This is a genomic window from Brevibacterium renqingii, from assembly GCF_017808095.1.
Lineage (GTDB): Bacteria > Actinomycetota > Actinomycetes > Actinomycetales > Brevibacteriaceae > Brevibacterium > Brevibacterium renqingii.
In genome coordinates this window covers 307981-334205 of the sequence record NZ_JADBHG010000002.1, presented here as the reverse complement: position 1 = coordinate 334205, position 26225 = coordinate 307981, and the positions used below count along the sequence as shown (strand labels likewise).

At 65.8% G+C, this 26225-nt stretch carries 23 protein-coding genes, 1 tRNA gene and 1 pseudogene; 16 read left to right on the top strand and 9 right to left on the bottom strand.

Translation table 11 applies throughout. The features are described 5' to 3' along the window. The first annotated feature begins 110 nt into the window (after positions 1-110). Positions 111-1427 carry a DUF445 domain-containing protein gene (locus IIE29_RS06550; protein ID WP_209324424.1) on the top strand — a complete coding sequence of 439 codons (1317 nt, stop codon included), beginning with the start codon at positions 111-113 and terminating at the stop codon, positions 1425-1427. Positions 1428-1488: 61 nt separating this feature from the next. On the opposite strand, the gene IIE29_RS06545 is transcribed toward IIE29_RS06550, so the two are convergent. Further along, the gene (locus IIE29_RS06545) at positions 1489-1905 is read right to left on the bottom strand and encodes a VOC family protein (RefSeq protein ID WP_209324423.1); all 417 of its coding nucleotides are present in this window, start codon (positions 1903-1905) and stop codon (positions 1489-1491) included. A gap of 154 nt (positions 1906-2059) precedes the next feature. On the opposite strand from IIE29_RS06545, the gene IIE29_RS06540 reads away from it, so the two are divergent. The 3 genes from IIE29_RS06540 (at position 2060) to dnaB (ending at position 5869) form a co-directional block, all read left to right on the top strand. Further along, positions 2060-2896, top strand: coding sequence for an ABC transporter ATP-binding protein (locus IIE29_RS06540; RefSeq protein ID WP_209324422.1), 837 nt, complete (start codon positions 2060-2062; stop codon positions 2894-2896). Between the two features lie 55 nt (positions 2897-2951). Further along, positions 2952-4334 (top strand): FtsX-like permease family protein, encoded by a 1383-nt coding sequence (locus IIE29_RS06535; RefSeq protein WP_209324421.1) that lies wholly within the window; start codon positions 2952-2954, stop codon positions 4332-4334. A gap of 197 nt (positions 4335-4531) precedes the next feature. Continuing rightward, on the top strand, positions 4532-5869 hold the full coding sequence (dnaB, locus tag IIE29_RS06530) for a replicative DNA helicase (protein ID WP_209324420.1): 1338 nt from the start codon (positions 4532-4534) through the stop codon (positions 5867-5869). A gap of 118 nt (positions 5870-5987) precedes the next feature. Here dnaB and IIE29_RS06525 read toward each other — a convergent pair whose 3' ends face one another. The 3 genes from IIE29_RS06525 to arsB are packed head-to-tail and all read right to left on the bottom strand — an operon-like array spanning position 5988 to position 8894. After that, on the bottom strand, positions 5988-6398 hold the full coding sequence (locus IIE29_RS06525; RefSeq protein ID WP_209324419.1) for an arsenate-mycothiol transferase ArsC: 411 nt from the start codon (positions 6396-6398) through the stop codon (positions 5988-5990). Then, positions 6395-7795: an NAD(P)-binding domain-containing protein gene (locus IIE29_RS06520; protein WP_209324418.1), complete on the bottom strand. Its 1401-nt coding sequence runs from the start codon at positions 7793-7795 to the stop codon at positions 6395-6397. Before IIE29_RS06520 ends, IIE29_RS06525 begins: the two co-directional genes overlap by 4 nt. Beyond that, complete coding sequence (gene arsB / locus IIE29_RS06515) at positions 7788-8894, bottom strand: ACR3 family arsenite efflux transporter (protein WP_209324417.1); 1107 nt, start codon at positions 8892-8894, stop codon at positions 7788-7790. Before arsB ends, IIE29_RS06520 begins: the two co-directional genes overlap by 8 nt. Positions 8895-9014: 120 nt before the next feature. Between arsB and IIE29_RS06510 the strand changes: the two genes are divergently transcribed. Both IIE29_RS06510 and IIE29_RS06505 read left to right on the top strand, forming a co-directional pair. Continuing rightward, a complete protein-coding gene (locus IIE29_RS06510; protein WP_209324416.1) occupies positions 9015-9356 on the top strand; it encodes an ArsR/SmtB family transcription factor in 342 nt (113 codons plus the stop codon). Between the two features lie 209 nt (positions 9357-9565). Next, the gene (locus tag IIE29_RS06505) at positions 9566-10069 is read left to right on the top strand and encodes an SRPBCC family protein (RefSeq protein ID WP_209324415.1); all 504 of its coding nucleotides are present in this window, start codon (positions 9566-9568) and stop codon (positions 10067-10069) included. Between the two features lie 81 nt (positions 10070-10150). On the opposite strand, the gene IIE29_RS06500 is transcribed toward IIE29_RS06505, so the two are convergent. Both IIE29_RS06500 and IIE29_RS06495 read right to left on the bottom strand, forming a co-directional pair. Beyond that, positions 10151-11707 (bottom strand): AbgT family transporter, encoded by a 1557-nt coding sequence (locus IIE29_RS06500; RefSeq protein ID WP_343071818.1) that lies wholly within the window; start codon positions 11705-11707, stop codon positions 10151-10153. Between the two features lie 49 nt (positions 11708-11756). Beyond that, positions 11757-12674, bottom strand: a complete 918-nt coding sequence (locus IIE29_RS06495) for an isoaspartyl peptidase/L-asparaginase family protein (RefSeq protein WP_209324414.1) — start codon at positions 12672-12674, stop codon at positions 11757-11759. A gap of 111 nt (positions 12675-12785) precedes the next feature. On the opposite strand from IIE29_RS06495, the gene IIE29_RS06490 reads away from it, so the two are divergent. After that, complete coding sequence (locus IIE29_RS06490) at positions 12786-13628, top strand: MurR/RpiR family transcriptional regulator (protein WP_209324413.1); 843 nt, start codon at positions 12786-12788, stop codon at positions 13626-13628. 28 nt (positions 13629-13656) lie between these two features. On the opposite strand, the gene IIE29_RS06485 is transcribed toward IIE29_RS06490, so the two are convergent. Then, a complete protein-coding gene (locus tag IIE29_RS06485) occupies positions 13657-14283 on the bottom strand; it encodes an HAD family hydrolase (protein WP_209324412.1) in 627 nt (208 codons plus the stop codon). 185 nt (positions 14284-14468) lie between these two features. After that, positions 14469-14672 carry a cold-shock protein gene (locus IIE29_RS06480; RefSeq protein WP_209324411.1) on the bottom strand — a complete coding sequence of 68 codons (204 nt, stop codon included), beginning with the start codon at positions 14670-14672 and terminating at the stop codon, positions 14469-14471. A 531-nt stretch (positions 14673-15203) separates the two neighbouring features. Between IIE29_RS06480 and IIE29_RS06475 the strand changes: the two genes are divergently transcribed. The 8 genes and pseudogenes from IIE29_RS06475 (at position 15204) to IIE29_RS06435 (ending at position 24956) form a co-directional block, all read left to right on the top strand. Next, a complete protein-coding gene (locus IIE29_RS06475) occupies positions 15204-16256 on the top strand; it encodes an LCP family protein (protein ID WP_246475773.1) in 1053 nt (350 codons plus the stop codon). A 4-nt stretch (positions 16257-16260) separates the two neighbouring features. After that, a complete protein-coding gene (locus IIE29_RS06470) occupies positions 16261-17007 on the top strand; it encodes an ABC transporter permease (RefSeq protein ID WP_209324409.1) in 747 nt (248 codons plus the stop codon). 115 nt (positions 17008-17122) lie between these two features. Then, positions 17123-17551, top strand: a complete 429-nt coding sequence (gene trxA, locus IIE29_RS06465; RefSeq protein WP_209324408.1) for a thioredoxin — start codon at positions 17123-17125, stop codon at positions 17549-17551. After that, positions 17548-18252, top strand: a complete 705-nt coding sequence (locus tag IIE29_RS06460) for a class I SAM-dependent methyltransferase (RefSeq protein WP_209324407.1) — start codon at positions 17548-17550, stop codon at positions 18250-18252. The genes trxA and IIE29_RS06460 overlap by 4 nt, the downstream gene beginning before the upstream one ends. Positions 18253-18375: 123 nt before the next feature. Beyond that, positions 18376-21534 (top strand): annotated as a pseudogene (gene fdnG, locus IIE29_RS06450) (formate dehydrogenase-N subunit alpha); the annotation flags it as partial. Between the two features lie 476 nt (positions 21535-22010). Continuing rightward, positions 22011-23171 (top strand): 4Fe-4S dicluster domain-containing protein, encoded by a 1161-nt coding sequence (locus IIE29_RS06445; protein WP_209324405.1) that lies wholly within the window; start codon positions 22011-22013, stop codon positions 23169-23171. Further along, positions 23168-24445 (top strand): NrfD/PsrC family molybdoenzyme membrane anchor subunit, encoded by a 1278-nt coding sequence (gene nrfD / locus IIE29_RS06440; protein WP_209324404.1) that lies wholly within the window; start codon positions 23168-23170, stop codon positions 24443-24445. The genes IIE29_RS06445 and nrfD overlap by 4 nt, the downstream gene beginning before the upstream one ends. 280 nt (positions 24446-24725) lie before the next feature. Further along, a complete protein-coding gene (locus IIE29_RS06435) occupies positions 24726-24956 on the top strand; it encodes a hypothetical protein (RefSeq protein ID WP_209324403.1) in 231 nt (76 codons plus the stop codon). A gap of 53 nt (positions 24957-25009) precedes the next feature. On the opposite strand, the gene selD is transcribed toward IIE29_RS06435, so the two are convergent. Further along, positions 25010-25996 (bottom strand): selenide, water dikinase SelD, encoded by a 987-nt coding sequence (gene selD / locus IIE29_RS06430; RefSeq protein ID WP_209324402.1) that lies wholly within the window; start codon positions 25994-25996, stop codon positions 25010-25012. Between the two features lie 91 nt (positions 25997-26087). Here selD and IIE29_RS06425 point away from each other — a divergent pair. After that, a tRNA-Sec gene (locus IIE29_RS06425) sits at positions 26088-26182 on the top strand. The last annotated feature ends 43 nt before the right edge of the window (positions 26183-26225 follow it).

Below are 26225 nucleotides of genomic sequence, written 5' to 3'. Positions count from 1 at the left end.
CCCGGCCGGGCTCTCGTCGGGACTCCCCGCCGAATTCCCAGCTGTGAACTCGCCTGCGGATGCAGGCCGACCGCCGGGATTTCGCTAGAGTCGGTGCCCAGGGGGTAACGATGTCGATCGAGAAAGCACCATCCGTGCCGCGTTTCGGTGCAGGAGGCGGGGCCGGCGGTCCGGCCGAGCTCGGGCCCGAGGACCAGGAGCGCGCACGCGGGCTGAAGAGGATGCGCACGCTTGCGCTGTCCCTGCTCATCCTCGCCACGCTCATCTTCCTCTCCACCCACATCTTCACCGACAACACCGGCGTCTGGGGCTTCGTCTCCCGCGCCTCCGAGGCGGCGATGATCGGCGCGATCGCCGACTGGTTCGCCGTCACCGCGCTCTTCCGCCACCCTCTGGGCCTTCCGATCCCGCACACTGCGATCATCCCGCGCAAGAAGGACACGCTCGGTGCGAGCCTGTCGGCCTTCGTCGCCGCGAACTTCCTCCACGCCGAGGCGGTGTCGACGAAGATCCGATCCGTTGAGGTCTCCCATCGCGCCGGCGCATGGCTGGCCAAACCCGGCAACCGGGACATCGTGGTCGACCGTGCCGCGGGTGGACTCGAGTACGTGCTCGCCCGCATCGACGACGACTCCATCCAGGCGCTGACCAGAAACGTCATCGTTCCCCGGCTCGTGGCCACGCGGAAGACTCCGGTGCTGGCACAGCTGCTGCGCCAGATCGTGCTCGACGGGGCCCACCACAGACTGGTCGACCTCATCATCACCGAGGCGCACACCTGGCTGCGCGACAATCCGCAGGTCATCGACGAGATCGTCCACAATCGGGCACCGTCCTGGGTGCCCGACTTCGTCAACGAACAGCTGGCGAACAGGCTGCAGCGTGAAGTGCTCGGCTGGGTCGCCGATGTCCGTGACAACGAGTACCACAAGGCCCGTCAGGCGCTCGACGCCTGGCTCGTCGACCTCTCCGACGACCTCGAATCCGACTCGTCGCTGTCGGCTCGGGCCGAGGACATCATCAACGACCTGCTCAGCCAGGATGGAGTCGTCGACTCGGTGCTCGAGATCTGGAACTCGCTCAAACAGCTGCTGCGCGAGGCCATCATCGACACCGACGGCGAGGTCCGCGCCCGCATCTGGCAGCTCATCGGCGAATTCGCCGAGCGCCTGCAGACCGATTCGGACTTCTCACGCCGCATCGATGACCGGATCGCCGTCACGGCCGGCGATCTCGCAGAGAGCTTCGGGCCGGAGATCGCCAGCGTCATCTCCGACACGATCGAACGCTGGGACGCGAAGGAGGCCGCCGAGCGCATCGAACTCTACGTCGGCCGCGACCTCCAGTACATCCGCATCAACGGGACCGTCATCGGAGCCCTCGTCGGACTGGCGATCCACACCGTCATCGTGCTGCTGCCGGGGTGAGACGAAGCCGGCGCCCGGCAGGCCGGGTCGTTCCCGGCGGCCGGGCCCGGCAGATGCGGGCTCAGGCCTCGGGCGGCTGACCCGTGTTCGCGTCCTGGTGGACGAGCTGGATGAGATTGCCGACGGTATCATCGAGAACGGCAGTGGTGACCGGCCCCATCGACATCGGTTCCTGAGTGAAGGTCACACCCAGTCCGACGAGGCGGTCGTACTCGGCCTGGACATCATCGACGGCGAACTGGTTGATCGGCACACCATCGGATCTGAGTGCCTCGGTGTACTCCGCTGCCGCGGGGTGCCCCTTCGGTTCGAGGACCACCTCGACGCCATCGGGGTTCTCGGGTGAGACCACGGTCAGCCAGCGGAACTCGTCCCCTACGGGAATGTCGACCTTCGGAATGAATCCGAGCCGGTCCGTGTAGAACTTCAGCGCGCGAGCCTGGTCATCGACCGGAATGCTGATCCACTGTGCTCTCATACTGACTCCTTGAAGCGATGCGAAAGTGATGCGGGGTCTAGAGCATACGCGGGTTTCGTCCCGGGAGGAACTGAGATCCGACCTCGGGTTTTCCTCCCTGCGATCACCGGATGACTCCATGGTCACTTGCCGCTGCCCGCGACACGATTGAGGTATGACCACTTCTCAGCTTCCCGCAATCATCACCGCCCGCGGCGTCGCCAAGCACTATGGGCAGACCTATGCGTTGGCCGGCCTGGATCTGGGGATAGGCCTCGGCGAATCCTTGGCGATCATGGGGCCCTCCGGATCGGGCAAGACGACTCTCCTGCACTGTCTCGCCGGCATCATCCGACCCGACGAGGGACACATCGGACTCGCGGCGACCGACCGCAACGCGGCCGCGGACATCACCTCGCTCAAGGAATCCGGCCGCACCGCACTGCGGCGTGAGGTCTTCGGCTTCGTCTTCCAGCAGGGGCTGCTGCTGCCCGAGCTCACCGCCGTCGACAATGTCGCGCTCGCCGCCATGCTCGCGGGCATGAGTCGAGCGGAGGCCACCCGCCATGCCCGCGCGTGGCTCGATCGCCTCGGCCTCGCTGAGCATCTCGACAAGCGGATCGGTCAGCTCTCCGGCGGACAGGCCCAACGTGTGGCCATCGCCCGCGCCCAGGTCACACAGCCCGTGGTGACCTTCGCCGACGAACCCACGGGCGCGCTCGACTCCCGCACCTCCGCCGAGGTGCTGACAGAACTGTTGGACTCCACGACGGGCCGTGGTTCGACGCTCGTGGTCGTCACCCACGATGAGGGTGTGGCAGCGCGCTGCTCGCGCGTGGTGCGCCTCGCCGACGGGCGGATCGTCTCCGACTCCGCACGGTCTCCTTCAAGCCGGACGGGCAAGATACACGCTGATCAGGCACCGCCGTATCCCGACTGCCCGGCACCGACCCGATACGCCGCCTCGCCCGAGCACATGCCGATGGGTCGGCACGCTCAGGGCGACAGGTGAGGGGCACCCGCCCTGTTCGTCAGCCGCTTCCCGATATCCGCGTCAAGGAGACCCTGTGACCACCGCAACCCGTGTCGTCCCGCTCGTCCTCGGCCGCAGGACGCTCACTTCGGCCAGTGCACTGCTCGTGCTCAGTGCGTTCTTCGCCTGCACCACTCTGTTCCTCACCGTTGCTGCAGGCGCCTGGATGTTCTTCCAGACTCCGCCCTCGTCCGACCCCGAACTGCAGGGGATGGACGGGATGTACAAATTCCTCGCGAGCTTCGCGACCGTCCTTCTCGTCATTCCGGCCAGCACCTTGGCGTCCGCCTCGGCGACTCTGTCCGCACGCCGTCAGGACGAGCGGCTGTCGACGATGTCGCTGCTCGGAGCCAAACGGGCGGCCATCGTCGCCCTCGCGGTGGCTGAGCCGCTGGTGCCGGCGATCTGCGGAATCGTCCTCGGCGTGCTCGGGTACCTGGGCCTGGCGTGGCCCGTCAGCTTCATCCGCTTCATGGGCGAGCCGATCGGATACGTCGACATGCTCATGCCGCCGCTTCTGGTGGCCGCTGTGGTCGTCTTCCTCATCCTCGTCTGCATCGCTTCGGCGCTCATCGGTCTGCGCAAGGTCGCGATCTCCCCACTGGGGGTGCGGACGAAGGCGCTCGAGCGCAAGTTCCCTCTCGCTCGAGTCATCGTCGCCGGACTCCTCATCCTCGCCCTGCCGGTCGCCCTGACCGTGTCGCAGAACGGCGGTCTCGGCATCGGCGTCGTCCTCTCCGCGATCGTCGCCGTCTTCGTCCTCGGCCTCCTCGTCGTCGACCTCGTCGGCGGGCTGCTCATGCGGTGGTTCGCGCACCTCAGCGGCAGCCGAGCGGCGACACCCGTGAGGCTCATCGCCGCGCGCCTGGTCTCCGACGATCCGAAGCGCTTCTGGCGAAGGGTCTCGGGCGTGGCCATGACGGCCTTCGTCGCAGCGGTCGGCGGTACCGGCATCGCTCTCATGCAGATCGGCACGGACGCTGCCGAGGACCCCGAGGTCGCAATGGCACCGGCGGAGATGAACCTGTTGCAGGACATCTTCACCGGAGTCCTGCTCGTCCTGGGCATCTCGATCCTGCTCATCGCCGTCTCTGCCCTGATCAATCAGGTCGCCGACATCTACGACCGAGCGGACACCTTCCAGGATCTCTACGCGGCCGGTATGGACCCTGACACCATGCACCGGGCCATGGTGCGCGCGGTGATCGGCCCCGTCATCTGGGTCTCGCTGCTGGCGGGCGGACTCGGTCTCCTGCTGGTTCTGCCGCTGGCCGGTGCGGCGCTCGTGTTCAAGCCGATCACCTTCCTCACGATCCTGGCCTCAGTGGCCCTCGGAGTCCTCATCATCCGCCTCGGCTTGCAGGTGGCGAAGCCGATCCTCGTGTCCGTGGCGAAGTCGGGACGTTCCCGGGACTGAGGTCGCCGAACCGTCGCCCTGCCCGGGCCCAACCGAGGCGGCCCTGCATCTGCGGGGCCGCCTCGCTGGTGTCATGAGCGTCTCCTACCCTGGTGTCGGAACCCCCTGCCGTGGTCCGGGTACAGTTGGAGGGCGCCGAAGGCGGGTGACCGTGGTCGCGGGCGAGTGCCGACGAGCTTGTAGGAAGAGGAACTTAAGTGAGCAACGATCAGGGCTATGACGGTCTGAGGACCCCGCCGCAGGACGTCGAGGCCGAACAGAGCGTGCTCGGAGCGATGCTCCTGTCGAAGGACGCCATCGCCGACTGCGTCGAGATGATGAAGGGCGATGACTTCTACAAGCCCGCTCACGAGACGATCTACGAGGCGGTCCTCGACCTCTACTCCCGCGGTGAGCCCGCGGACTCGGTGACGGTGGCGAACTATCTGACGAAGACCGGCGACCTCGCCCGCGTCGGCGGCGCCGCCTACCTGCACACCCTCATCTCCTCGGTCCCGACGGCGGCGAACGCCGGCTACTACGCCGCGATCGTCAGCGAACAGGCCGTGCTGCGCCGCCTCGTCGAGGCCGGCACCCGCATCGTGCAGATGGGCTACGACGCCGAAGGCGACACCGACGATGTCGTGAATTCCGCGCAGGCTGAGATCTACAAGGTCACCGAACGCCACACCACCGAGGACTATGTCATCCTCTCGGACATCCTCGGGGAGGTCGCCCAGGAGATCGAACGCAACGGCAACACCGACGGCCAGACCGCGGGTGTGCCTACGGGGTTCATCGAATTCGACAACCTCACGAACGGTCTGCATCCGGGCACGATGATCGTCATCGCCGCCCGACCCGGTGTGGGCAAGTCGACGCTGGCGCTGGACTTCATCCGTTCGGCGGCGATCCACAACGATCAGGCCGCGGTGTTCTTCTCCTTGGAGATGGGCAAGAACGAACTCGTCATGCGCCTGCTCTCCGCCGAGTCCGAGATCCCGCTGCAGAACCTTCGCCGAGGCGAGCTCAGCCCGCACGACTGGACGACGCTGGCAGCGACCGAGGCGCGCATCAACGGTGCCCCGCTGTTCGTCGATGATTCGCCGAACATGGCACTGACAGAGATCCGGGCGAAGTGTCGCCGGCTCAAACAGCAGCACGATCTCAAGATGGTCTGCGTAGACTACCTGCAGCTGATGTCCTCGGGCAAACGCGTAGAATCCCGTCAGCAGGAGGTCTCTGAGTTCTCCCGTTCGCTCAAGCTGCTGGCCAAAGAGCTCGAGGTCCCGGTCATCGCGCTGTCGCAGCTGAACCGCGGCAGCGAGCAGAGGACGGACAAGCGGCCGATGATCTCCGATCTGCGTGAATCGGGTTCGATCGAGCAGGACGCGGACATGGTGCTGCTGATCCACCGCGAGGACATGTACGACAAGGAGCACGAGCGCGCCGGCGAGGCCGACATCATCGTCGCCAAGCACCGTGCGGGGCCGACCATGGACATCCCCGTCGCATTCCAGGGCGCGAAGTCCCGGTTCGTCAACATGCCGCAGTGACGGCAGACGTGCTGGAGAGATGCCTTCTGCTTTGTACGGATCGCCGAATACATTGGTTTCGGCAAATCACGACAGTTCTCCAGGCACTCGGCCAGCGGATCAGATCGCGAAGCTGTTCTCACTGCATCAGGCGTGAGTAGAGCCCTTTCACGCGTTCGTTGATGTCGTCACGCACGAGTCGCATACGTTCGATGCCCTCGATTCCGCGTTCCGACGGTTCATCGGTATCCCAGTTCTCCAGGACAGTCCCCTCTGGGGCCTCGATATCGGCTTCACGGCCGACAGTGACGACGATATCGGCGAGGCCCAAGTCGTCAGCGGTGATCGGCTTCGGGGTGCCCTCGCTGATATCAATGCCCAACTCAGCCAGGGACTTCACCGACAGTTCGTTGAGAGCAGTACCAGGTGCGGTGCCTCCGGAATGAACATCGATCATCTCGCCTGCGATAGTGCGCATGAGTCCTGCGGCCATCTGTGACTTGCCGCCGTTCTTCACGCATACGAAGAGGACACGTGGGGTGGTCGTCATTCTGCCTCCCTGACCGCGGAGCGACCATGGGCCAGACCGGTGGGGATTCCGATATTCACGGCTTCGGCCGGTCCGCAGCAGCTTGTGTCCTCCTTGGCGGTGTCGGCGCTGGTGTCGCACGAGGTGCCGATATCGGCCGAGCAGACTCCGGTTTCGGGGAGGACGAGTTCGACTCTGTCGGCCGCGGCCTGATCACCGGCCAGGGTGGCGACGATCGAGCGGACCTGTTCGTACCCGGTGAACATGAGGAACGTGGGCGCGCGGCCATACGATTTCATCCCGGCAATGTAGAAGTCCTTCTCCGGGTGAGCCAACAGACGGGCGCCATGCGGTGGAACGGTCCCGCAGCTGTGGTGTTCCGGGTCGATGAGCGGTGCGAGCTGTGTGGGTGCCTCCACCACCGGGTCGAGATCGAGCCGCACCTCACGCAGGAAGTTCAACGCAGGCCGGAAGCCGGTCGTCGGGACAACCCGATCAACCTGCAAGGATACGTGCCCTTCGGGTGTAGTACCTGCGACGGTGAGTCCATCTGCGGATTCGAGTTCGGTGATGGTCATTGATGTGTGCACCTTGACGTGACCGGATTCGACGAGGTGGCGCAGCCGAGTCCCGAGGGCTCCGCGAGCGGGGAGACCGTCTTGGTCGCCGCCACCGTAGACGCTGGCAGGGTCCGCACCGCGAATGGCCCAACTGATCCGAGTGCCGGGTTCTTCCGCACTGAGCTGAACCAGCGCCAGCAGAGTGTTCGCGGCCGAGTGTCCAGCCCCGACGACGAGAGTGTGCCGGCCGGCGAACTGCTTCCGGTCGCGACCCAGGACATCCGGCAGCGGCGAGGTCACGAGCCCGGCGTCACGAGCGCTCGTCTCTCCGATGGCGGGAAGGCCCGCTTGCCCGAGAGGATTGGGGGTCTCCCAGGTGCCGGATGCGTCGATGACGGCACGGACCATATGGTCGACGGTTTGGCCATCGATACTCTGCGTTCGAACGAGGAACGCAGCGGTTTCACGGCCGGGGGTTCGAGTGCGGTCCATACCGGCCCGGCTCACAGCGATGACTCGCGTGTTTGTGTGGATCGCCTCGCGCAGCTGAGGAGTCTCCGCCAGGGGTGCCAGATAGTCGCCCACGAGTTCGGCACCCGTCGGGAGGTAGTCACCGTCGGGCTCCTGCCAGTCCGTGGATTCGAGCAGTGTGCGTGCGGCTTGATCGATGTTGTACTTCCACGGGGAGAAGAGACCGATATGGCTCCATTCGAGTACGGCTGCCGCCGGTGTGGGGCCGACTTCGAACACGACGGGTTCGATCCCTCGTATCACCAGGTGGGCGGCGGCTGCGAGACCGACCGGTCCGGCTCCGATGACAGCGACCGGCAGATCGGCGGTGGGTGTGGTCTCAGGCATGATGGGCCTCCGATTCTGTGGTGGTGGGCTGGTTCGGGAAGAAACGGGCGCGCGACCAGAGGGCGACGTAGACGAGCGCCACGAGGATCGGGACTTCGATGAGCGGGCCGACGACACCGGCCAATGCCTGCCCCGAGGTGACTCCGTAGGTGCCGATGGCGACAGCGATGGCGAGTTCGAAGTTGTTGCCCGCGGCGGTGAACGCCAGGGTGGTCGTCCTTTCGTAGCCTAGGTTCAGGGCACGGCCGGTGAGCATGCCGATGGCGAAGACTACCACGAAGTAGACGAGCAAGGGCAAGGCGATGCGCGCGACGTTCAAAGGGTTCGAGGTGATCTCACGGCCTTGGAGTGCGAAGAGCACGACGATGGTGAACAGCAGTCCATAGAGTGCCCAGGGACCGATGCGTGGCAGGAACCGGTCCTCGTACCATGTCCGCCCTTTCGTCCTTTCACCGATGGTGCGGGTGAGAAAGCCTGCAATCAGTGGGATGCCGAGGAAGACGAGCACGCTGAGGGTGATGGCCCAGAACGAGAATTCACTGCTGGTCGTCGGCAGTCCGAGCTGGTTCGGCAGCCATTGGAGATAGAACCAGCCGAGGAGGCCGAAGGCGAGGACTTGGAAGACCGAGTTGATCGCCACGAGCACGGCTGCGGCTTCGCGGTCACCGCAGGCGAGGTCGTTCCAGATGAGCACCATCGCGATGCAGCGTGCCAAGCCGACGATGATCAGTCCGGTGCGGTATTCGGGAAGGTCGGGAAGGAAGATCCACGCGAGAGCGAACATGAATGCGGGTGCGGCCAACCAGTTGATGAGAAGGGAGGTGATCATCAGCTTCTTATCGGCCAGCACATGACCGGTCTCGTTATAGCGCACCTTGGCCAGCACCGGGTACATCATCACCAGCAACCCCACAGCAATCGGCAGGGAGACTTCGGCGACTTTCACCGAGTCCACGAACCGCCCGATACCGGGGACGAGCCGTCCTAGTAGGAGGCCGATACCCATCGCTGCGATAATCCACATCGGTAGGAAACGATCCAGCGTCGACAGCCTCGCTGGAACTGGGCCAGCCACGTCGACAGTGGTGGGGGTGTTCATTGAACTCCTTGTACAGGGGGAAATGTCGAGGCCCGGAAACCTCAGAGATCGATGTTTGTCGATATATATCTCAACACCACATATCGACATCAGTCAATGTATGGGCATAATGGAAAGGTGATGAGTGAACGGACATTGTCTGCCCCTGAAACCTGCTGCTCGACGCTGACGGGCGACCCGCTGAGCGTTGAGGATGCACAGGTGTTCGCGAGAATCTTCAAAGCGATCGCCGACCCTACCCGGTTGCGGCTCGTGTCTCTTGTCGCATCACATGAAGGCAACGAAGCCTGCGTCTGCGATCTCATCGATCCGGTGGGTTTGGGCCAGCCCACGGTCTCGCACCATTTGAAGATTCTGGTCGATGCAGGAGTGCTTCACCGGGAGAAGCGCGGCATCTGGTCGTATTACTCCCTCAAGGCTGAGACGCTGGAACGGATAACGACGTTCCTGTCCGTCTCCTGACATTCATGCAGTGCTCATCGGTGCGTATTTCAGGCGGCATGGATGCCCATCAGTCGGAAGCCGTTTCTTGTTCCTCTGCACGATCGCCGCGGTGGGTGGGGGCCGTGCTCAGGAGGCGCGCAGGCGTCGTGTTTCAATGAGAGGCATGTGCTCAGGCTATGCCCGGTACCGGGTGCGCGGGACACAGTTGAGATTGGGAGGCCAGCGGTATGGGACGAACGATGCGGGTCAGCGACAGTGTGGTCATCAAGGCGGATGCGCTGGCGATCTGGGAGCAGGTCGCTGATCCGAGGCAGATGCCGCGGTGGAGCCCGGAGAACACGGCGGCCCGCACACAGGCCCCGGCCCGGCCATTGGAAGTCGGTGAGGTCTTCGAGGGCAGCAACCATCGCGGACCGGTGACATGGGTGACCGAGAGCTTGGTCATCGATTCGGAACCGGCCAGACGATTCGCCTTCACCGTGCGCAGGATCGGACCGCGCTCGCCGGTGCTTGCAGGCAGCAATGCCACGTGGTCCTATGATTTCGAGGACCTCGGCGGGGCGACGCGTGTGACCGAGACCTGGACCGACGACCGCCGCAGATGGCCGGACTGGACGGCCTGGCTCTTCGACCGCATCGTCACGCGGGGTCGGAGCTTCGCGGACTTCCAGCGTCTGAACATCCACCGGACCCTGATGGTGATGAAGGACGACTTCGAAGCCGGACATTGACGCGGCTCCGGCGCCGAGGCGGACCTCGGCGCCGGAACGATCATGCTCGGGAGGGTCCTCCCATCGTGCGGGAGGACTCTTTCACCGTGCTGCGACTCCCGGACCCAGAGGAAGCCCCATCAGGTACCACAGGATGAACAGCACGATCCAGACGACGAGGTTGACCACAGCGATCGGCAGTACGAGCGACATCAGCGTGCCGACGCCGGCATTGGGGCGGTGCTGACGGATGAATCCGAGGGCCAGGACGAAGTAGGGGCTCATGGGAGTGAGACTGTTCGTCGGGGCATCGGCGATGCGGAACATGGCCTGCGTGGTCTCCGGCGCGATGTCGAGGAGCATGAGCATCGGCACCAGGACCGGAGCGACGAACGCGTACATGGCCGAACCCGAGGTGAGCACCAGGTTGAGGCAGCTGATGAAGAGCACGGCGACGACGAAGATGACGATCGGCGCAGCGCCGAGACGGTCGAGCAGACCGGCGCCCTCGATCGCGATGACCTGTCCGATGTTCGTCCATTTGAAATAGGCCAGGAACTGCGAGGCGGCGAAGAAGAGCACCATGACGGGCACGAGGGCCGCGACGCCGGGAGCCATGAGTTCGGGGATGTCGCTGAACTTCGTGATGGAACCGGCGATGACACCATAGACGACGCCGACCGTGGCGAAGAACAGCATCATGATGACGGCGATATTGTTCATCAAGGGTGAGTCGAGGACGCTTCCGCCCTCTCCGCGGAGCGGCGATCCTGCGGGCAGGACGGCGAGCACGAGCAGGCCGAAGAAGAGGACCGTGGCGATCCCCGCTCCCACCATGCCCCGCTGTTCGGCAGGCACCAGCTTCATGTCCGGCAGCGGCTCTGCATCGATCGAGGGTTCGGCGGCTTCGAGAGCCGCGACCCGCTTGGCGACGACCAGCTCGACCACCATGGTGATCGACAGCGCCAGCACGATCGACGACGATGCCGAGAAGAAGTAGTTCGACAGCGGGTTGACGTTGTAGCTCGGATCGATGGTGTGGGCGGCGGCGGTCGTCAGTCCGGCGAAGACGGCATCGGAGCCGGTCGGGATGAGGCCCACGCTGCTGGCGCCGCCGACGGCGACATACGCGACGACGGCACCGATGATCGGACTGCGTCCGACCGCCCGGTAGGCGATCATCGCCAAGGGGATCATCACCGCGAAGGCCGCATCGCCGGCGATCTGAGCGGCCATCGCGGTGATCGCGATCGTGAAGGTGACGTAACGCGGATTCACCTGGGAGAGCATCCCCCGCATGAGCGAGGGCAGCAGACCGGTGGCATCGGCGACGGAGACGCCGAGTGCGACGACGACGATGAGTCCCAGCGGTGGGAAGTTCACGAAGTTCTCGATCGCACCGTCGAGCATCATATGCACGCCCTCGGTCGAGAGCAGGTTCTTGACGGCCACGGTCTCGCCGTTGGTCGGGTTGACCGAGGACAGCCCCCATCGGGAGAACAGCGCGCTGAGCAGCGCAACTATGACGGCGAGCCCGGCAAAGATCCAGAACGGATGGGGGAGCTTGTTGCCGGCTCTGTCGACGGCTTCGAGGAGCTTCATCACTCCCCTGGAGAGGCGGCTCTGCCTGCCCTCCTCTGATGGTGCTTGAATCGACACGATTCTCCTTCTCAGGTGGTGGAATTGGCGATGCCGGCGACCGGCAGGATCACACGTGGGTGTGCGAGCCGGCAGCGGTGGCCGCACCGTAGAACATGTCGCCGCTGTTGTAGGCGGCGAGTCCGGCCCCCTCGGCGGGAATGACGATGATGCCGCCCATTCCGTTCCGTGCCGCGATGCGGTCGAGAACCTGCACGGTCGCCTCGTCGGCTCCGGCTCCGCTCAGCTCGACGCGAGCGTGCACGCTGTGGGCTGCGACCTCGGTGATGAAGACCTCCCCGGTGCCGGTGCAGGAGACGGCGACCGTGGCGTCATCGGCGAAGGTTCCGGCACCCACCAGAGGGGTGTCGCCGATCCGGCCGGGCTGCTGATTGACGATGCCTCCGGTCGATGTCGCTGCAGCCACGTGCCCGGAGGCATCGCGGGCCACGGCGCCGACGGTGCCGTGCTGGACCATGGGATCGGGACGGTTCTGGAACGCGGCGAGCTCTCTGCGCCTCTTCTCGGTGATGAAGTGATCGGGGTCGACTGTTTCGACACCCCACTCGGCCAGCTGCGCCTCTGTCGGTGCACCGAACAGGACATGCTCGGACTGATCCATGACCGCGCGTGCGGCAGTGACCGGGTTGCGCACCGTCCTCACGCCCGCGACCGCACCGGAGGCTCCGTCGCCGGTCATCACCGAAGCATCGAGCTCGGCTGTTCCGCTCGAGGTGAGAGCGGCGCCGTGACCGGCGTTGAAATCGGGAGCGTCCTCGAGCTCGCGGACGGCGGCGATGACTGCGTCGACTGCCGAACCGCCCTCGGCGAGCACGGCATGGCCGGCGGCGAGGACCCTTTCCAGAGCGGCGTGCGCGCTGGCGGTCCCGTCCTCGGTCAGCGGAGTGGATCGATGGCCCGCCCCACCGTGGACGATGAGGAGCGGCTCGGTTCCCTGGCCGAACGACCTGAGGACGGTTTCTGGCATGTGATGTTCCCTTCATTTGTGCTGAGCGAAAACATCTTGGCATACTTGTTTCATCTGTGCAATACAGATCACATTTGAAATGTACATTTCAGTCACTGGAGGAAAACGTCCATGGATACGGTCGCGGAGATGATCAATTCCTCCATCGATTCGCTCAGCCCCACGGAGCGCAGAATCGCCCGTGCGCTGCTTGCCGACTACCCGAGCGTCGGCCTCGGCACGACGTCTTCCCTGGCGAGTGCGGCCAATTCGAGTGCGGCCTCCGTCATCCGCTTCTGCACCCACCTCGGTTTCGCCAGCTTCGGGCAGATGCAGGACCGTCTGCGCTCGGAGCTGACGACGCGGTCGGCAAGCCCATTGGCCCGCGCCGAGGAGGAGACCGCGCGTCGCGACGGTTCAGGCGGATTCGCCTCAAGCGGAGCGGATCGGGCTGCTCTGATCACACGGACGTTCCAGCAGAATCCCAGCTCGGAAATCGAGCGGCTCGTGAGGCTGCTGTCGAAGACGTCGAACCGAGTGGCCGTCGCCGGCGGCCACTACAGCGGCTTGGTCGGTCGGGTGGCCCAGCTGCAGCTGGCGAAGGTGCGACCGGACGTCGTCTTCCTGGAGGATCCGCTGGGACGCGACCTGCCTGCAGTGACCGATCTGCGCAGAAACGATGTGCTGCTGGTCCTCGATGTGCGGCGGTACCAGGATCATCTGTTCCAGGCCGCGGATGCGGCGAAGGGGAACTCCGCATCGGTCGCACTCATCACCGACCAATGGCTCTCGCCGATCGCAGGAATCGCCGATGTCGTTTTGCAGGCCGCCGTCGATGTGTCGTTCTTCGACAGTCAGGTCGGGTGTCTGGCACTCATCGAGGCGATCGTCCACGAGGCCGCGACCCGCATCGACGGAGCCGTCGGTCGCCTCCGCGCGCTGGAGGAGCTGCGCCCCTCGCAGAAGTCGAACTGATACTCGAGCAGGCCCGGCCCCGCAGCCTTCATTCCGTGAGCAGGCCAAGCTCCCGGAGATCGGCGCGCAGCTTCGGCGCGTCGTCGAAGACCAGTCCGGTGAGGCCGAGGGAGCGAGCGGCCTCGACGTTCGCCGGCAGATCGTCGATGAAGACGGTGCGGGAGGCATCGAGGTCGAAGCGTTCGAGCAGAGTCTCGAAGATCGTGGCATCTGGTTTGATGAGCCCTTCGCGGCCGGAGACGACGACGTCTTCGAGCTCGGCGATCGCGGGTGCGACTTGCGGTGCGTGGTGGAATGTCTCTGCCGACCAGTTCGACAGGCCCAGCAGCCGCGTCCCGGAGGCCTTGAGATCAGTGACGATCTCGGCCATTCCTTCGACCGGTCCCGTGAGGGACTTCTCGAAGCGTTCATAGTAGAGGGAGACGATCTCACCATGCCGGGGATCGCGTGCAGCGGCCCGGGCGACCACCTCGGCGACGGGGACGCCGCTGTCGGAGGCGGTGTTGAGAGCGGAGAAATCGGCTTCGGCGGCGAAGTCGCGCCACTGTTCGGGGCTCATGCGATCGGCGAGCGGGCCGGTCTGGTCCCAGCCGATGAGGACGTTGCCGAGGTCGAAGACGACCGTGGTCGGAATGTCACCGGTGTGTGCGGTCATGGCACCTGCTTGTCTGAGGGGGTGGATCGGTCAGAGCCAGGCTACCCGGACGTGCAGCATCCGCGCATGGAAAAGCGACCCTCCGCTGCGCACAGCCGAGCGTCCGAAGTCTCGGACAAGCTCGGTGTGCGGAGCGAAGAGCCGCTGTGTTTCTCAGAAGTCTCGGGTGAGACTCACCAAGAGTCTCAGAGGCCGCGGACGCGAGTCGCCTGCAGTCCCTTAGCACCCATCTCGGAGTCGAATTCGACATTCTGACCCTCGGTGAGCTCGCGGTAGCCGGTGGCTTCGATCGCGGAGAAGTGGGTGAAGACATCTGCCGAACCGTCGTCAGGCTGGATGAATCCGAAACCCTTTTCCGCGTTGAACCATTTCACGGTACCTGTAGCCATAATCTTTGTATCCTTATTTTTTAACTGATGACCGCATCTGCGGTCTTGCTGGTCGGATCCGTGGCCGGATCCGGCTTTCCCGTTGGATGGACTGAATCCGGGACTCAGGTCCAACGAAAATCTGTGGGGCACCGAGGTCGCCCGGATGTGAGCGAAGCACAGCTGCACTGAGGGCGGGGGATCCATCGTCGCAGTGACGACGGGAGACTCTCGGTATCGAAGGGGCACACGACGGTGCCGGATGGAAGTCGATGAGGAATTGGATGAAGAAGTGAAATTCGTGAGGGGCGCGGGCGGTAGACACACACCGGTCGGGCAACAGCACGGCACCGAGCGATTCTACCTACGCCTCCAGTGCCACGTCTTCGCACATGCTCAGATGCACGAACACGATCAATTCTAACAGAGCCCAGGGCACTTCGGTGACCAGGCGAGGCGCCGTCGAATCGCTCCGGGCGGACAGTTCCCGATCAGAGGCCCTAGGATTGTATGCAATCTGCCCGAGGCCCCCGAATGCAGGAGCGAAGGAAGTTGGACTTCTCCCACGGCACATCGTCGATCGGCCCGAGACGCCGGCGTCGGCTCGCAGCGAAGTACCGCAGGCGGCGCACAGTCGTCGCGACCCTGGCGATCCTCGTCATCGCCGTACCGGTGACCATTGTCGCGGCCGTGCACAATCTCAGTTCGAACATCTCCTCGGCACCCCTGCGCGCCGGCACCGAGAGCGGTGTGCCCGAGAAGCTCACGGACGAGACGAATGTGCTCATCCTCGGCTCCGACACCAGAGACCTCGAATCCGCCGAGGACGGGGGCTCCGCGCCCGGCTACGGCAGTGCCGAAGGCGCCCGCAGCGATGCGATGATCCTCGCCCATGTCGCCGCCGACGACTCGCGCATCGATGCCGTCCAGATCCCCCGCGACACGATCATGGACGTTCCCGCCTGCGAGGACACCGGCCATGGAGGTTCGGAGGCGTTCCACGGCATGATCAACTCGGCCCTCAACGCCGGCCCCGCCTGCTCCGTCTCCGCCGTCGAGAAGCTCACCGGCGTGAGGCTCGACCATTTCATCGAAGTCGACTTCGACGGCTTCGCCACGATCGTCGACGCCCTCGACGGCATCCCCGTCGACCTCGACGAACCGCTCCAGGACGAGAAGGCGAAACTCGATCTCCCCGCTGGAGAGCAGATGCTCGATGGCACGGACGCCCTCGCCCTGGCCAGAACCCGTCATGCGGTCGGCGACGGCAGCGACATCTCCCGTATGGGCAACCAGCAGATGGTCATGGAGGCCATCATCGATCGGGCGAAGAGCACCCGGACACTGAGCCGACCCGACAGGCTCTACAGTTTCCTCGACGCCGTCACCTCCTCTCTGCGCGTTGACGAGGACCTCGACTCGGTCACCGCTCTCGCCTCCTTGGCCTCGACGGCCTCCTCGGTGCCCGAGGAGGCGATCAACTTCGAGATCATGCCCTGGGCACCGGCACCGGAGAACCCCAACCGCGTCGTCAGCGCTCCCGAGGCCGAGGACGTGTTCACCGCCATCATCGACGACGAGCCGATCACCGACCTCGTAGACTGACCCTGTGCCGGTCGACGAGCTTCTGCCCTTCCTCCTCGGCGTCGTCGTGCTCGTCGGTGCCGCCGTTGTCATCCTCGGGTTCGCCGAGGTGGGGCTCGGGTGGCTGCCGATCGTGGCGATCATCCGGGCGATCGTCCAGCTCGCCCTTATCGCGTTCGTCCTCCAGGGTGCGCTCAGCGCGTGGTGGGCCGTGTTCGCCTTCATCGCTCTCATGCTCACCACCGCCTCGCTGACCTCATTGCGACGTGCTCGAGAGCTTCCCCGCGGACCGGCAGGAGCCGTGGTGGGAGTCGTCGTCGGAGCACTCGTGACACTGGCGCTGGTACTCGCACTCGGCCTCGTCGAGCGAGAGTTCGAACGCGTCATCGCGATCGCGGGGATCGTCATCGGCAACTCGATGACGATCGCGACGCTGGCGATGCGCCGGTTCGCGGCGAACCTGCGCACGGGCGTCGGCGAGATCGAAGCCTGGCTGTCGTTGGGCGCCAGGCCGCGCCGGGCCGTGCAGCGTCTGCGGCAGGATTCGATCCGCGAGGCGCTGCTGCCGGGCCTCGACCAGGCGAAGAACACCGGCCTCGTCACCCTCCCGGGAGCATTCGTCGGCGCCCTCTTCGGCGGTGCCTCACCGTTCGAAGCCGCGGAATTCCAGATCGTCGTCCTGGCCGCACTCGTGCTGGCCGGAGCCGTCACCGCCGTCCTCGGGACCTCCATCGCCGCCGGTGCCGGCCGTCTGCCGGCGCCCGAGCACTGAGCCGGTCGGCTGCCTGGACCGGAGCAGTGGGCAGACCGATCGGCGGCCGCACGCGATGACTCCGCGGGCACCACTGTCCAGTGAGCACTCATCCGCACCCCCTAGACTGGCCCGCATGTCTACGATCGAAATCACGCAAGACAACTTCGAGTCGACCATCAACGACAACGAAATCATCCTCCTCGACTTCTGGGCCGATTGGTGCGGTCCGTGCAAGCAGTTCGCCCCCGTGTACGAGCAGGCCGCCGAGGCCAACCCAGACATCGTCTTCGGCAAGATCGACACCGAAGCCCAGCAGCAGCTGGCCGGACTCTTCGCGATCTCCTCGATCCCGACCCTCGTGGCCTTCCGCGAAGGAATCGTCGTCTTCGCCCAGCCCGGCGCGCTCGCCGCGCCTCAGCTCGAACAGGTCATCAACGCAGTCAAGGGCCTCGACATGGATGAGGTCCGCGCCGAACTGGCCAAGCAGGAGGCCGCCGGGTCAGCCGAAACCGACGCGAATTCTCCCGATTCGATCCCGGACGACCCGGGCACCGAGCAGTGAGCGACCACGCCGCCGACAACACAGCACACACCCCGCCTGACGGAGTGCCGGATTCCGTTGCGGCGTGGGAGGAGCGCTACTCCGGGTCCGAGGACCCCGTGTGGTCGGGCAACCCGAACGAGGCCCTCGTGGCCACCGTCGGCGATATGACCCCCGGCCGCGTCCTCGACGTCGGCTGCGGAGAGGGCGCCGACGTCATCTGGTTGGCCGAGCACGGCTGGGACGCCACCGGCATCGACCTCTCGACCACGGCCATCGACCGCGCCCGCAGGGCCGCCGGGGAGCGCGGAGCCCGCGCCGATTTCGCCGTCGCCGATGTCTCCACCTGGGGGCCGGAGAACGGTGATCGCCGAGGCGGGTTCGACCTCGTGACCGGATTCTTCCTCCACACCCGCCTGCCCGACACGCGGGAGGAGCTGCTGACCCGTGTCGCTGCGCACGTGGCGCCCGGCGGTGCGCTCCTGCTCGTCTCGCATGCGACGATGCCGCCGTGGGCGGCCGAGCACGATGAGAAGTTCGAACACGGGATGGAGCACCACCACGAACCCGTGAGTCCGAACGGGGACTTCGCTCTGCTCATCGGGGCCAGCCCCGACCGCTGGGAGATCGAACTCGCCGAGACCCGCACCCGGCAGGTGACCTCCCCCGAGGGTGAACCCGCCGAACTCGAGGACGCGGTTCTGCTCGCCCGCCGGATCTGAGCACCCGCCTCGGCGGGCGGATCCTCGGGCCAGCGGCGCCGGTCGCGCGGAGGGACGATGATGCTCTGGCCAGGTAAGGCATGCCTAGTGCACATTCGGCGCACTTGGGACTATGGTTGAGCCATGGCTCGGTTCAGCTTCCTCGAGTGGCCGGTACTACGGCAGTTCCGCTCATCCGATATCACCGGACGCGGAGAATCAGTCGTGTCCCAGAAGACCCGAGACATCACCCCGCGCACGAGCACGGCCGATAAGGTCGTCCAGTCCGTGTGCCCCTACTGTGCTGTCGGCTGCGGGCAGAAGGTCTTCGTCAAGGACGACAAGGTCGTCCAGATCGAAGGCGACCCGGATTCGCCGATCTCGCGCGGTCGGCTGTGCCCGAAGGGCGCGGCCAGCGAACAGCTCGTCAATTCCCCCGGTCGCGTCACCGACGTCCTCTACCGTGCCCCGCGGGCGAAGGACTGGACGAAGATCGAACTCGGCACCGCGATCGACATGATCGCCGACCGGTTCATCGAAGCCCGCCGCAACCATTGGGAGGACGTCGACGACAGGGGCCACCCCCTGCGTCGGACGATGGGGATCGCCAGCCTCGGCGGGGCGACCATCGACAACGAGGAGAACTACCTCGCGAAGAAGCTCTACACGGCGGCGGGCGCAATCCAGATCGAGAACCAGGCGCGCATTTGACACTCCGCCACGGTTCCCAGTCTGGGAACCTCGTTCGGGCGAGGCGGCGCCACACAACCCGTCCAGGATATGGCGAATGCGGACTGCATCATCATCCAGGGTTCCAATATGGCCGAGTGCCATCCCGTGGGCTTCCAATGGGTGACCGAGGCCAAGGCCCGAGGTGCCCGCGTCATCCACGTCGATCCTCGTTTCACGCGCACCACTGCGATCGCCGATAAGCACGTCCCCATCAGGGCGGGCTCCGACATCGTGCTGCTGGGCGCGCTCATCAACCGTGTGCTGACCGAAGGCAAGCACTTCGAAGAGTACGTGCGTGCCTATACGAACGCAGCGAACCTCATCAGCACCGACTACCAGGACACCGAGGACCTCGACGGGCTGTTCTCCGGCTACGACCCCGACACGAACTCCTACGACAACTCCACATGGTCCTATCAGACCGACGAGCACGGTGCACCCGCGACCGACCCGTCCCTGGAGGACCCGCGGACCGTCTTCCAGATCCTCAAGCATCACTATTCGCGCTACACGCCCGAGGTGGTCGCGGAGAACTGCGGCATCGAGCCGGCGGACTTCGACTACCTCTTCGAATCGGTGACGGAGAACTCCGGGCGGGAGAGGACCACGTGCTTCGCCTACGCGGTCGGGTGGACGCAGCACAGCCTCGGCGCACAATTCATCCGCACCGCCTCGATCCTCCAGCTCCTGTTGGGCAACATGGGTCGTCCCGGCGGCGGAATCATGGCGCTGCGCGGACATGCGACGATCCAGGGATCGACCGATATCCCGACTCTGTTCAACCTGCTGCCCGGCTATCTGCCGATGCCGAGCGCGGGAGTCCACGACTCCTTCGACGACTACGTCGCGGCCGTCGGCACGCCCGAGACGCACAAGGGATTCTGGGCCAACGGCCGCAATTATGCGGTCAATCTGCTCAAGGCATGGTGGGGCGATGCGGCGACGGAGGAGAACGACTTCGCCTTTGACTATCTGCCGCGCATCAACGGCGCCCACGGGACCTATCAGAGCACCGAACGGATGCTCGCCGACGGCGTCGACGGCTACTTCCTGCTCGGCCAGAACCCCGCCGTGGGTTCGGCGAACGGGCGCATGCAGCGGATGGCGATGAGCCACCTCAAATGGATGGTCGTACGCGACTTCAGCCTCATCGAGTCCGCCACGTGGTGGAAGGACGGGCCGGAGATCCAGACCGGGGAGCTGAAGACAGAGGATATCGACACCGAGATGTTCTTCATGCCGGCGGCCAACCACACGGAGAAGGCCGGCACGTTCACCCAGACGCAGCGGCTCGTCCAGTGGCGCCACAAGGCGGTCAATCCGCCCGGCGATGCTCAGAGCGAACTCGACTTCTTCTTCCACCTCGGCAAGAGGATCAGGGAGAAGCTGCAGGACTCGACCGATCCACGTGACAGACCGATCCTGGACCTCACCTGGGACTATCCTGTCGACGAGGAGGGCGAGGTCGATCCCGAATCGGTTCTGGCGGAGATCAACGGCTACCACGTCGGCGGGGAGAAGGACGGCCAGCCGCTGGCGACCTTCAATGAGATGACCGCGGACGGCACCACTGCGGGAGGCTGCTGGATCTATGCGGGCATCTACGCCGGGGGCGTGAACATGGCCGCGCGCCGCAAACCTCGGGAGGAACAGGACGAGACCGCCCTGGAATGGGCCTGGGCCTGGCCGCTCAACCGTCGCATCCTCTACAACCGCGCCTCTGCGGCACCGGACGGGAAACCCTGGTCGGAACGGAAGAAGTACGTCTGGTTCGACGAGGACCGCCAGCGGTGGGTCGGATCCGATGTTCCCGACTTCCCGATCGACCGCGAACCGTCTGCCCGCTCGGAGCAGTTCTACGGCGGTCCCAGCCACCTCGACGGTGACGACCCCTTCATCATGCAGGCCGACGGCAAGGGCTGGCTGTTCGCGCCCAGCGGCATGGTCGACGGACCTCTGCCCACTCACTATGAGCCGCAGGAATCGACTGTGGCCAATCCGCTCTACGAGCAGCAGAACAGTCCGACACGGCTGACGATGAAACGCGAGGACAACCTTTCTGCACCGGGTGCCGGCTATCCCGGCTCCGAGGTCTACCCGTACGTCTTCACGACCTACCGGCTGACCGAGCACCACACTGCAGGAGGCATGTCCCGCTGGCTGCCGTACCTCTCGGAGCTGCAGCCGGAGATGTTCTGTGAGGTTTCGCCGGAGCTCGCCGCCGAGGTGGGGCTCGAGCCCTACGGCTGGGCGACGCTCGTCTCCCCGCGCAGTGCCATCGAGGCTCGGGTGCTCGTGACCAAGCGGATGACGCCGCTGAACATCGGCGGCAAGACCGTGCATCAGATCGGCCTGCCCTACCACTGGGGCGTCGGCGGAACCGGCGCTGTGGTCGAGGGCGACTCGGCGAACGATCTGCTCGGCGTGACCATGGATCCGAACGTCTTCATCCAGAACAGCAAGTACGTCGCCGGCGCCGTCGTGCCCGGTCGCCGCCCCCGCGGTCCCGAGCTCGTCGACTTCGTCGAGAAGTACCAGGCCAGCGCGGGTCTGAGCCCCGAATCGGGCAATGCCCACGTCACCGTCTCCGAGGAGATCGTGGCCGAGTCCGCCGATGCCGACCGATCAGCGCACTCCGGCGGTCACCGCGACCGCGGGGGAGACTCCGCAGTCGGTGTGTCCCCGAGCCGCACCTACGGCGGAGGCCCGGGCCGTCGCGACGAGGACGGAGACGTCGGGACCGAGAGCGGGTCCGATCAGGATCCGGACGTGCGACTGCGCGACAGCGCGGAGGATCGTCGGGGCCCGGTCGACATCCGTCCCGCCGGTGCAACGGACGAGGACCTCACCGCCAAGAGAGCCTCTGACGACGGCTCATCGATCTCTGCCGCGGACGACGGGACGCTCGACGGAGCCGATGGTTCGCCCGATGGCAGCGCCGACGATCCGGCCGGTGGTGACGGCGAGGAACCGGGCTCGGACAGTGAGGATCGCGGCGATGACGGCGTAGATTCAGGCGATGACGGCTCACAGGGGAAGGAGGAATGATGTCGACTCAGACTCTCGGCACCGATGCGGCACAGGATCCATTCGACGATGGTGTCGCGGACGGCCATTGGCACGATGCGAAGCACAATCGCAAGGGGTTCTTCACCGACACCTCGATCTGCATCGGCTGCAAGGCCTGCGAGGTCGCGTGCAAGGAATGGAACCACAATCCGCAGGACGGCACCTTCGAACTTCTCGGCTCCTCGTACGACAACACGGGCAGCCTCGGCGCGAACACCTGGCGCCATGTCGCCTTCATCGAACAGGACTCCGAGCGGATCGAACAGGCCCGTGAGTCCGGACGCAAGCTCGTCAACCTCGGCATGCCCACGGTGCGTCCCCGGACCGACGAAACCTCCGGCGCGCAGCCTCTCGACGGGGCGCTCGGCGCGGCGGCGGAGGGGCGGACCAGCGCCGGCCTGCCCACGACGCCGGAACTCGGCGTCGACCTGCTGGCTCCGGGCGCACTGGAACCCACCGATCCGGATGACTTCACCGGCGTCGACACGACGCCGCCGGACACAGCGGACTTCCGCTGGCTGATGTCCTCGGATGTGTGCAAGCACTGCACCCATGCCGGCTGCCTCGACGTGTGCCCGACCGGAGCACTCTTCCGCACCGAATTCGACACCGTCGTCGTCCAGAACGACGTCTGCAACGGCTGCGGCACCTGCGTGGCCGGCTGCCCGTTCGGCGTCATCGAACGCCGCGATGACGGCACGATCAACACGCCCACCGACCGCGACGATCGCAAGGCCGCGGACATGGATGTGCCGGACAAGGGCACGGCCAACAAATGCACGCTCTGCTACGACCGCCTCGTCGAGGGCCAGGAGCCGGCGTGCGCGCAGACCTGCCCGACGCAGTCGATCAAGTTCGGTGACCGTGCGGACATGGTCGACCAGGCACACGAACGCGTGGCCGAACTCCACAAGAAGGGACTGGCCGAGGCCAGGCTCTACGGTGCGAACCCCAACGACGGGGTCGGCGGCACCGGTTCGGTCTTCCTCATCCTCGACGAGCCCGAGGTCTACGGCCTGCCGCCGGACCCGCGGGTGCCGACGAAGGATCTGCCGAAGATGTACGCCAACGCCGGGATCGCGGCGCTGGGCATGATCGCCGCGGCCGGACTCTCGTTCCTCGGGAGTCGGCGTTCATGAGCACATCCGAATACGACTCCTACCGTCCTCCCGAGCCCGAAGGCGGTCGCCGGAAACGTCGCCGAGGCGGCCGTCCCGGCGGCGGTCGAGGTGCCGGTGGTCGGCCCGGTCAGGGGTGGAAGAACCGCGGTGCCGACGGCAACCGCGAGATGCCGATGGTCGAAGACGTCGAGTTCAGCTCGTACTACGGTCGGCCCATCGTCAAGGCCCCGCCGTGGGGCAACGAGATCGGGCTCTATCTCTTCCTCGGCGGACTGGCCGGAGGTTCGTCGCTGCTGGGTCTGGGCGCACAGCTGAGTGACCGCCCGGGGCTGCGGATCGCGAGCCGACTGACGGCGCTCACCGCGACTGCTGTCGGCGGAGCGGCACTCGTCGCCGACCTCGGCCGGCCCGAGCGCTTCCTCAACATGATGCGCGTGTTCAAAGTCTCCTCGCCCATGAGCCTGGGAACCTGGATCCTGTCCGGGTTCGGCGTCGGCTCGGGCGTGCTGACGGCCATCGAAGTCGATCGTCTCACCGGCGAGAAGGTCCTGCCCCTGGGCCCGCTGCGCCGCGTGCTCCACGCGCTCGAAACGCCTGTCGCCATCGAGTCCGCTCTCTTCGCCACGCCTCTGGCCGCCTACACGGGCGCGCTGCTCGGCGATACCGCGGTGCCCACCTGGAACGCGGCCGGACGCAACGGCCTGTCGTATGTGTTCGTGGCATCAGCCTCCATGGCCGCCGGAGGAGCGGGCATGGCTTTGGCTCCTGTACGTGAGACAGGACCTGCTCGACTGCTGGCGCTGACCGGTGCCGCAGGCGAGATGGTGGCGATGGAGCGGATGAAGAAGGGCATGCATCCTGCCGAGGTCGATCCCCTCGAAGACGGTGAGCCCGGCCGCAAGCTCGACCGGGCCGAGAAGCTGCTCATCGCCGGTGCCATCGGCACAGCCGTCGCCGAGGTGGGAGCCAGGGTGTTCGCGAAGAAGATGGCTCCTCGTGCCGGGACTCCTGGGAGCGGCGTTCTCAGCGCTGTTGCCGGTACCGTGGGCAGCGTCGGCGGGCAAGCCGCCTCTGGCAAGCGCAGCTGGAAGACCCGAGCCGTGCTGCGCGGACTGTCCGTCGTCTCCGGTGCGGCACTCGCGGCCGCCTCGGCGTACACCCGGTTCGGAGTGCTCGAGGCCGGCATCGAATCGACGAAGGACCCGCGTCACGTCGTCGAACCGCAGCGCGCTCGCCTCGAAGAGCGTCGCGCGGCCGGCATCATCGACGACTCGATCACCACCGGCCGGTAGGTTCTTGTCGTCACGCGCGGCGTCCGACACCACTCCTGCCGCCTACCTGCTCCCGCGAGCATCCCTCACCGGCAGCTCCTCTTCCTACACTTAGCGCGGCACCCCACACCGTTCCTGCCACTACGCACCGGTGCACAGGGTGGTTTTGCCGGTACGGGCGCGGGGTTCTCGATGACGTGGCACAGCTCGGCGAGGAAGCCGGGCACCGAGGAACCATCATTACCGCGCATGCGCCAAGGCATGTTGCGGAATGCGACGTTTCCGGTAGCGTGAGAAACCTATGAAGAAGCTGCTCAAGGACCGCGAAAGCCTGAAAAGCGGTGTGCTCGTGGCGCTGCTCTTTCCGTTGGTATACTTCGGCATGAATCTTTTGGGCTGGAGCAACGAGTCATTCAACTGGTGGCAGACACTGCTGGGTGGCCTACTCACTGGTGCCTTCTTCTGGTTCTTCATGTCCAGCTTCCGCCAGTTCCGAGACGAGGAAGTGACCCCGCCCAGTCAGAGGAAATAGCAGCCGAAGACTGGTTGCACCCGCATCTTAGTGTGAAGTGCCCCTGGCGAAACTCACCGCACGTGCACGCCCGAGCCCGCGACGATCTCACCGATGACGGGATGGCCGGGCAGCTCTCCGACGACGAGCAGGCCGCCGGAGGTCTGGGCATCGGCGAGCAGGAGCAGATCGTCCTCGCTGACCGAATCCTCTGCGGTGAGGTGAGGTCGCACCCAGTCGAGGTTGCGCCTCGTCCCGCCTGAGACGTACCCGGCGGCGATCGATTCGTCGACTCCGCCGAGGCGGGGCACAGCGGACGCGTCGAGCACCGCGCCCACGCCTGAGGCCCGAACCATCTTGAACAGGTGCCCGAGCAGGCCGAAACCCGTGACATCCGTGGCCGCACGCACCCCGGCTGCCACCGCGTCACGCGCGGCGTCGGCATTGAGCGCGGTCATCGTCGCGATCGCCTCGTCGAAGGTCTCGCCGGTGACCTTGTGCCGATTGTTGAGGATCCCCACGCCGATCGGTTTGGTCAGCGTCAGGGGCAGGCCCGCCTCGGCGGCGTCGTTGCGCATGAGCTCGTTCGGGTGGGCGATGCCGGTCACGGCCATCCCGTACTTCGGCTCGGGATCGTCGATCGAATGTCCGCCGGCGACCGGGCAGTTCGCCGCTGCGGCGACATCGAGTCCGCCGCGGAGCACCTCGGTGAGCAGCTCCATCGGCAGCTTCTCCCGGGGCCAGCCGACGAGGTTGATCGCCGTGACAGGCGTCCCGCCCATCGCGTAGATATCCGAGAGCGCATTCGCCGCGGCGATGCGTCCCCAGTCGTAGGCATCGTCGATGACGGGTGTGAAGAAGTCCGCGGTCGAGAGCACTGCGAGATCGTCACGGACTCGCACGGCCGAAGCGTCGTCGCCGTCGTCGAGGCCGACGAGGACATCAGGACCCGGCTGCCCGACCAGTCCGCGCACCGCGTCCTCGAGCTCGCCCGGGGGGATCTTGCAGGCGCATCCTCCGCCGTGGGCGAACGAGGTCAGACGGTCGTGGATCTCAGTCATACCGCGACATTAACACCGGCGGCGAAGGCCCGTCACCGGAGGCCGAGGGGCGAACTCGCCGAGGCGGCCGAACACGGTAGGATTCTGCAGTGGAGGCGTCCGCGTCCTGGTGGGCGCCCCGGTCTTCAAAACCGGTGAGACCGAGCATCTCGGTCTGGCGGGTTCGATTCCCGTCCGCCTCCGCCAATCACACCGGTCCCGTCGGTCAGGCGGGGCCGTCGGCGAACCC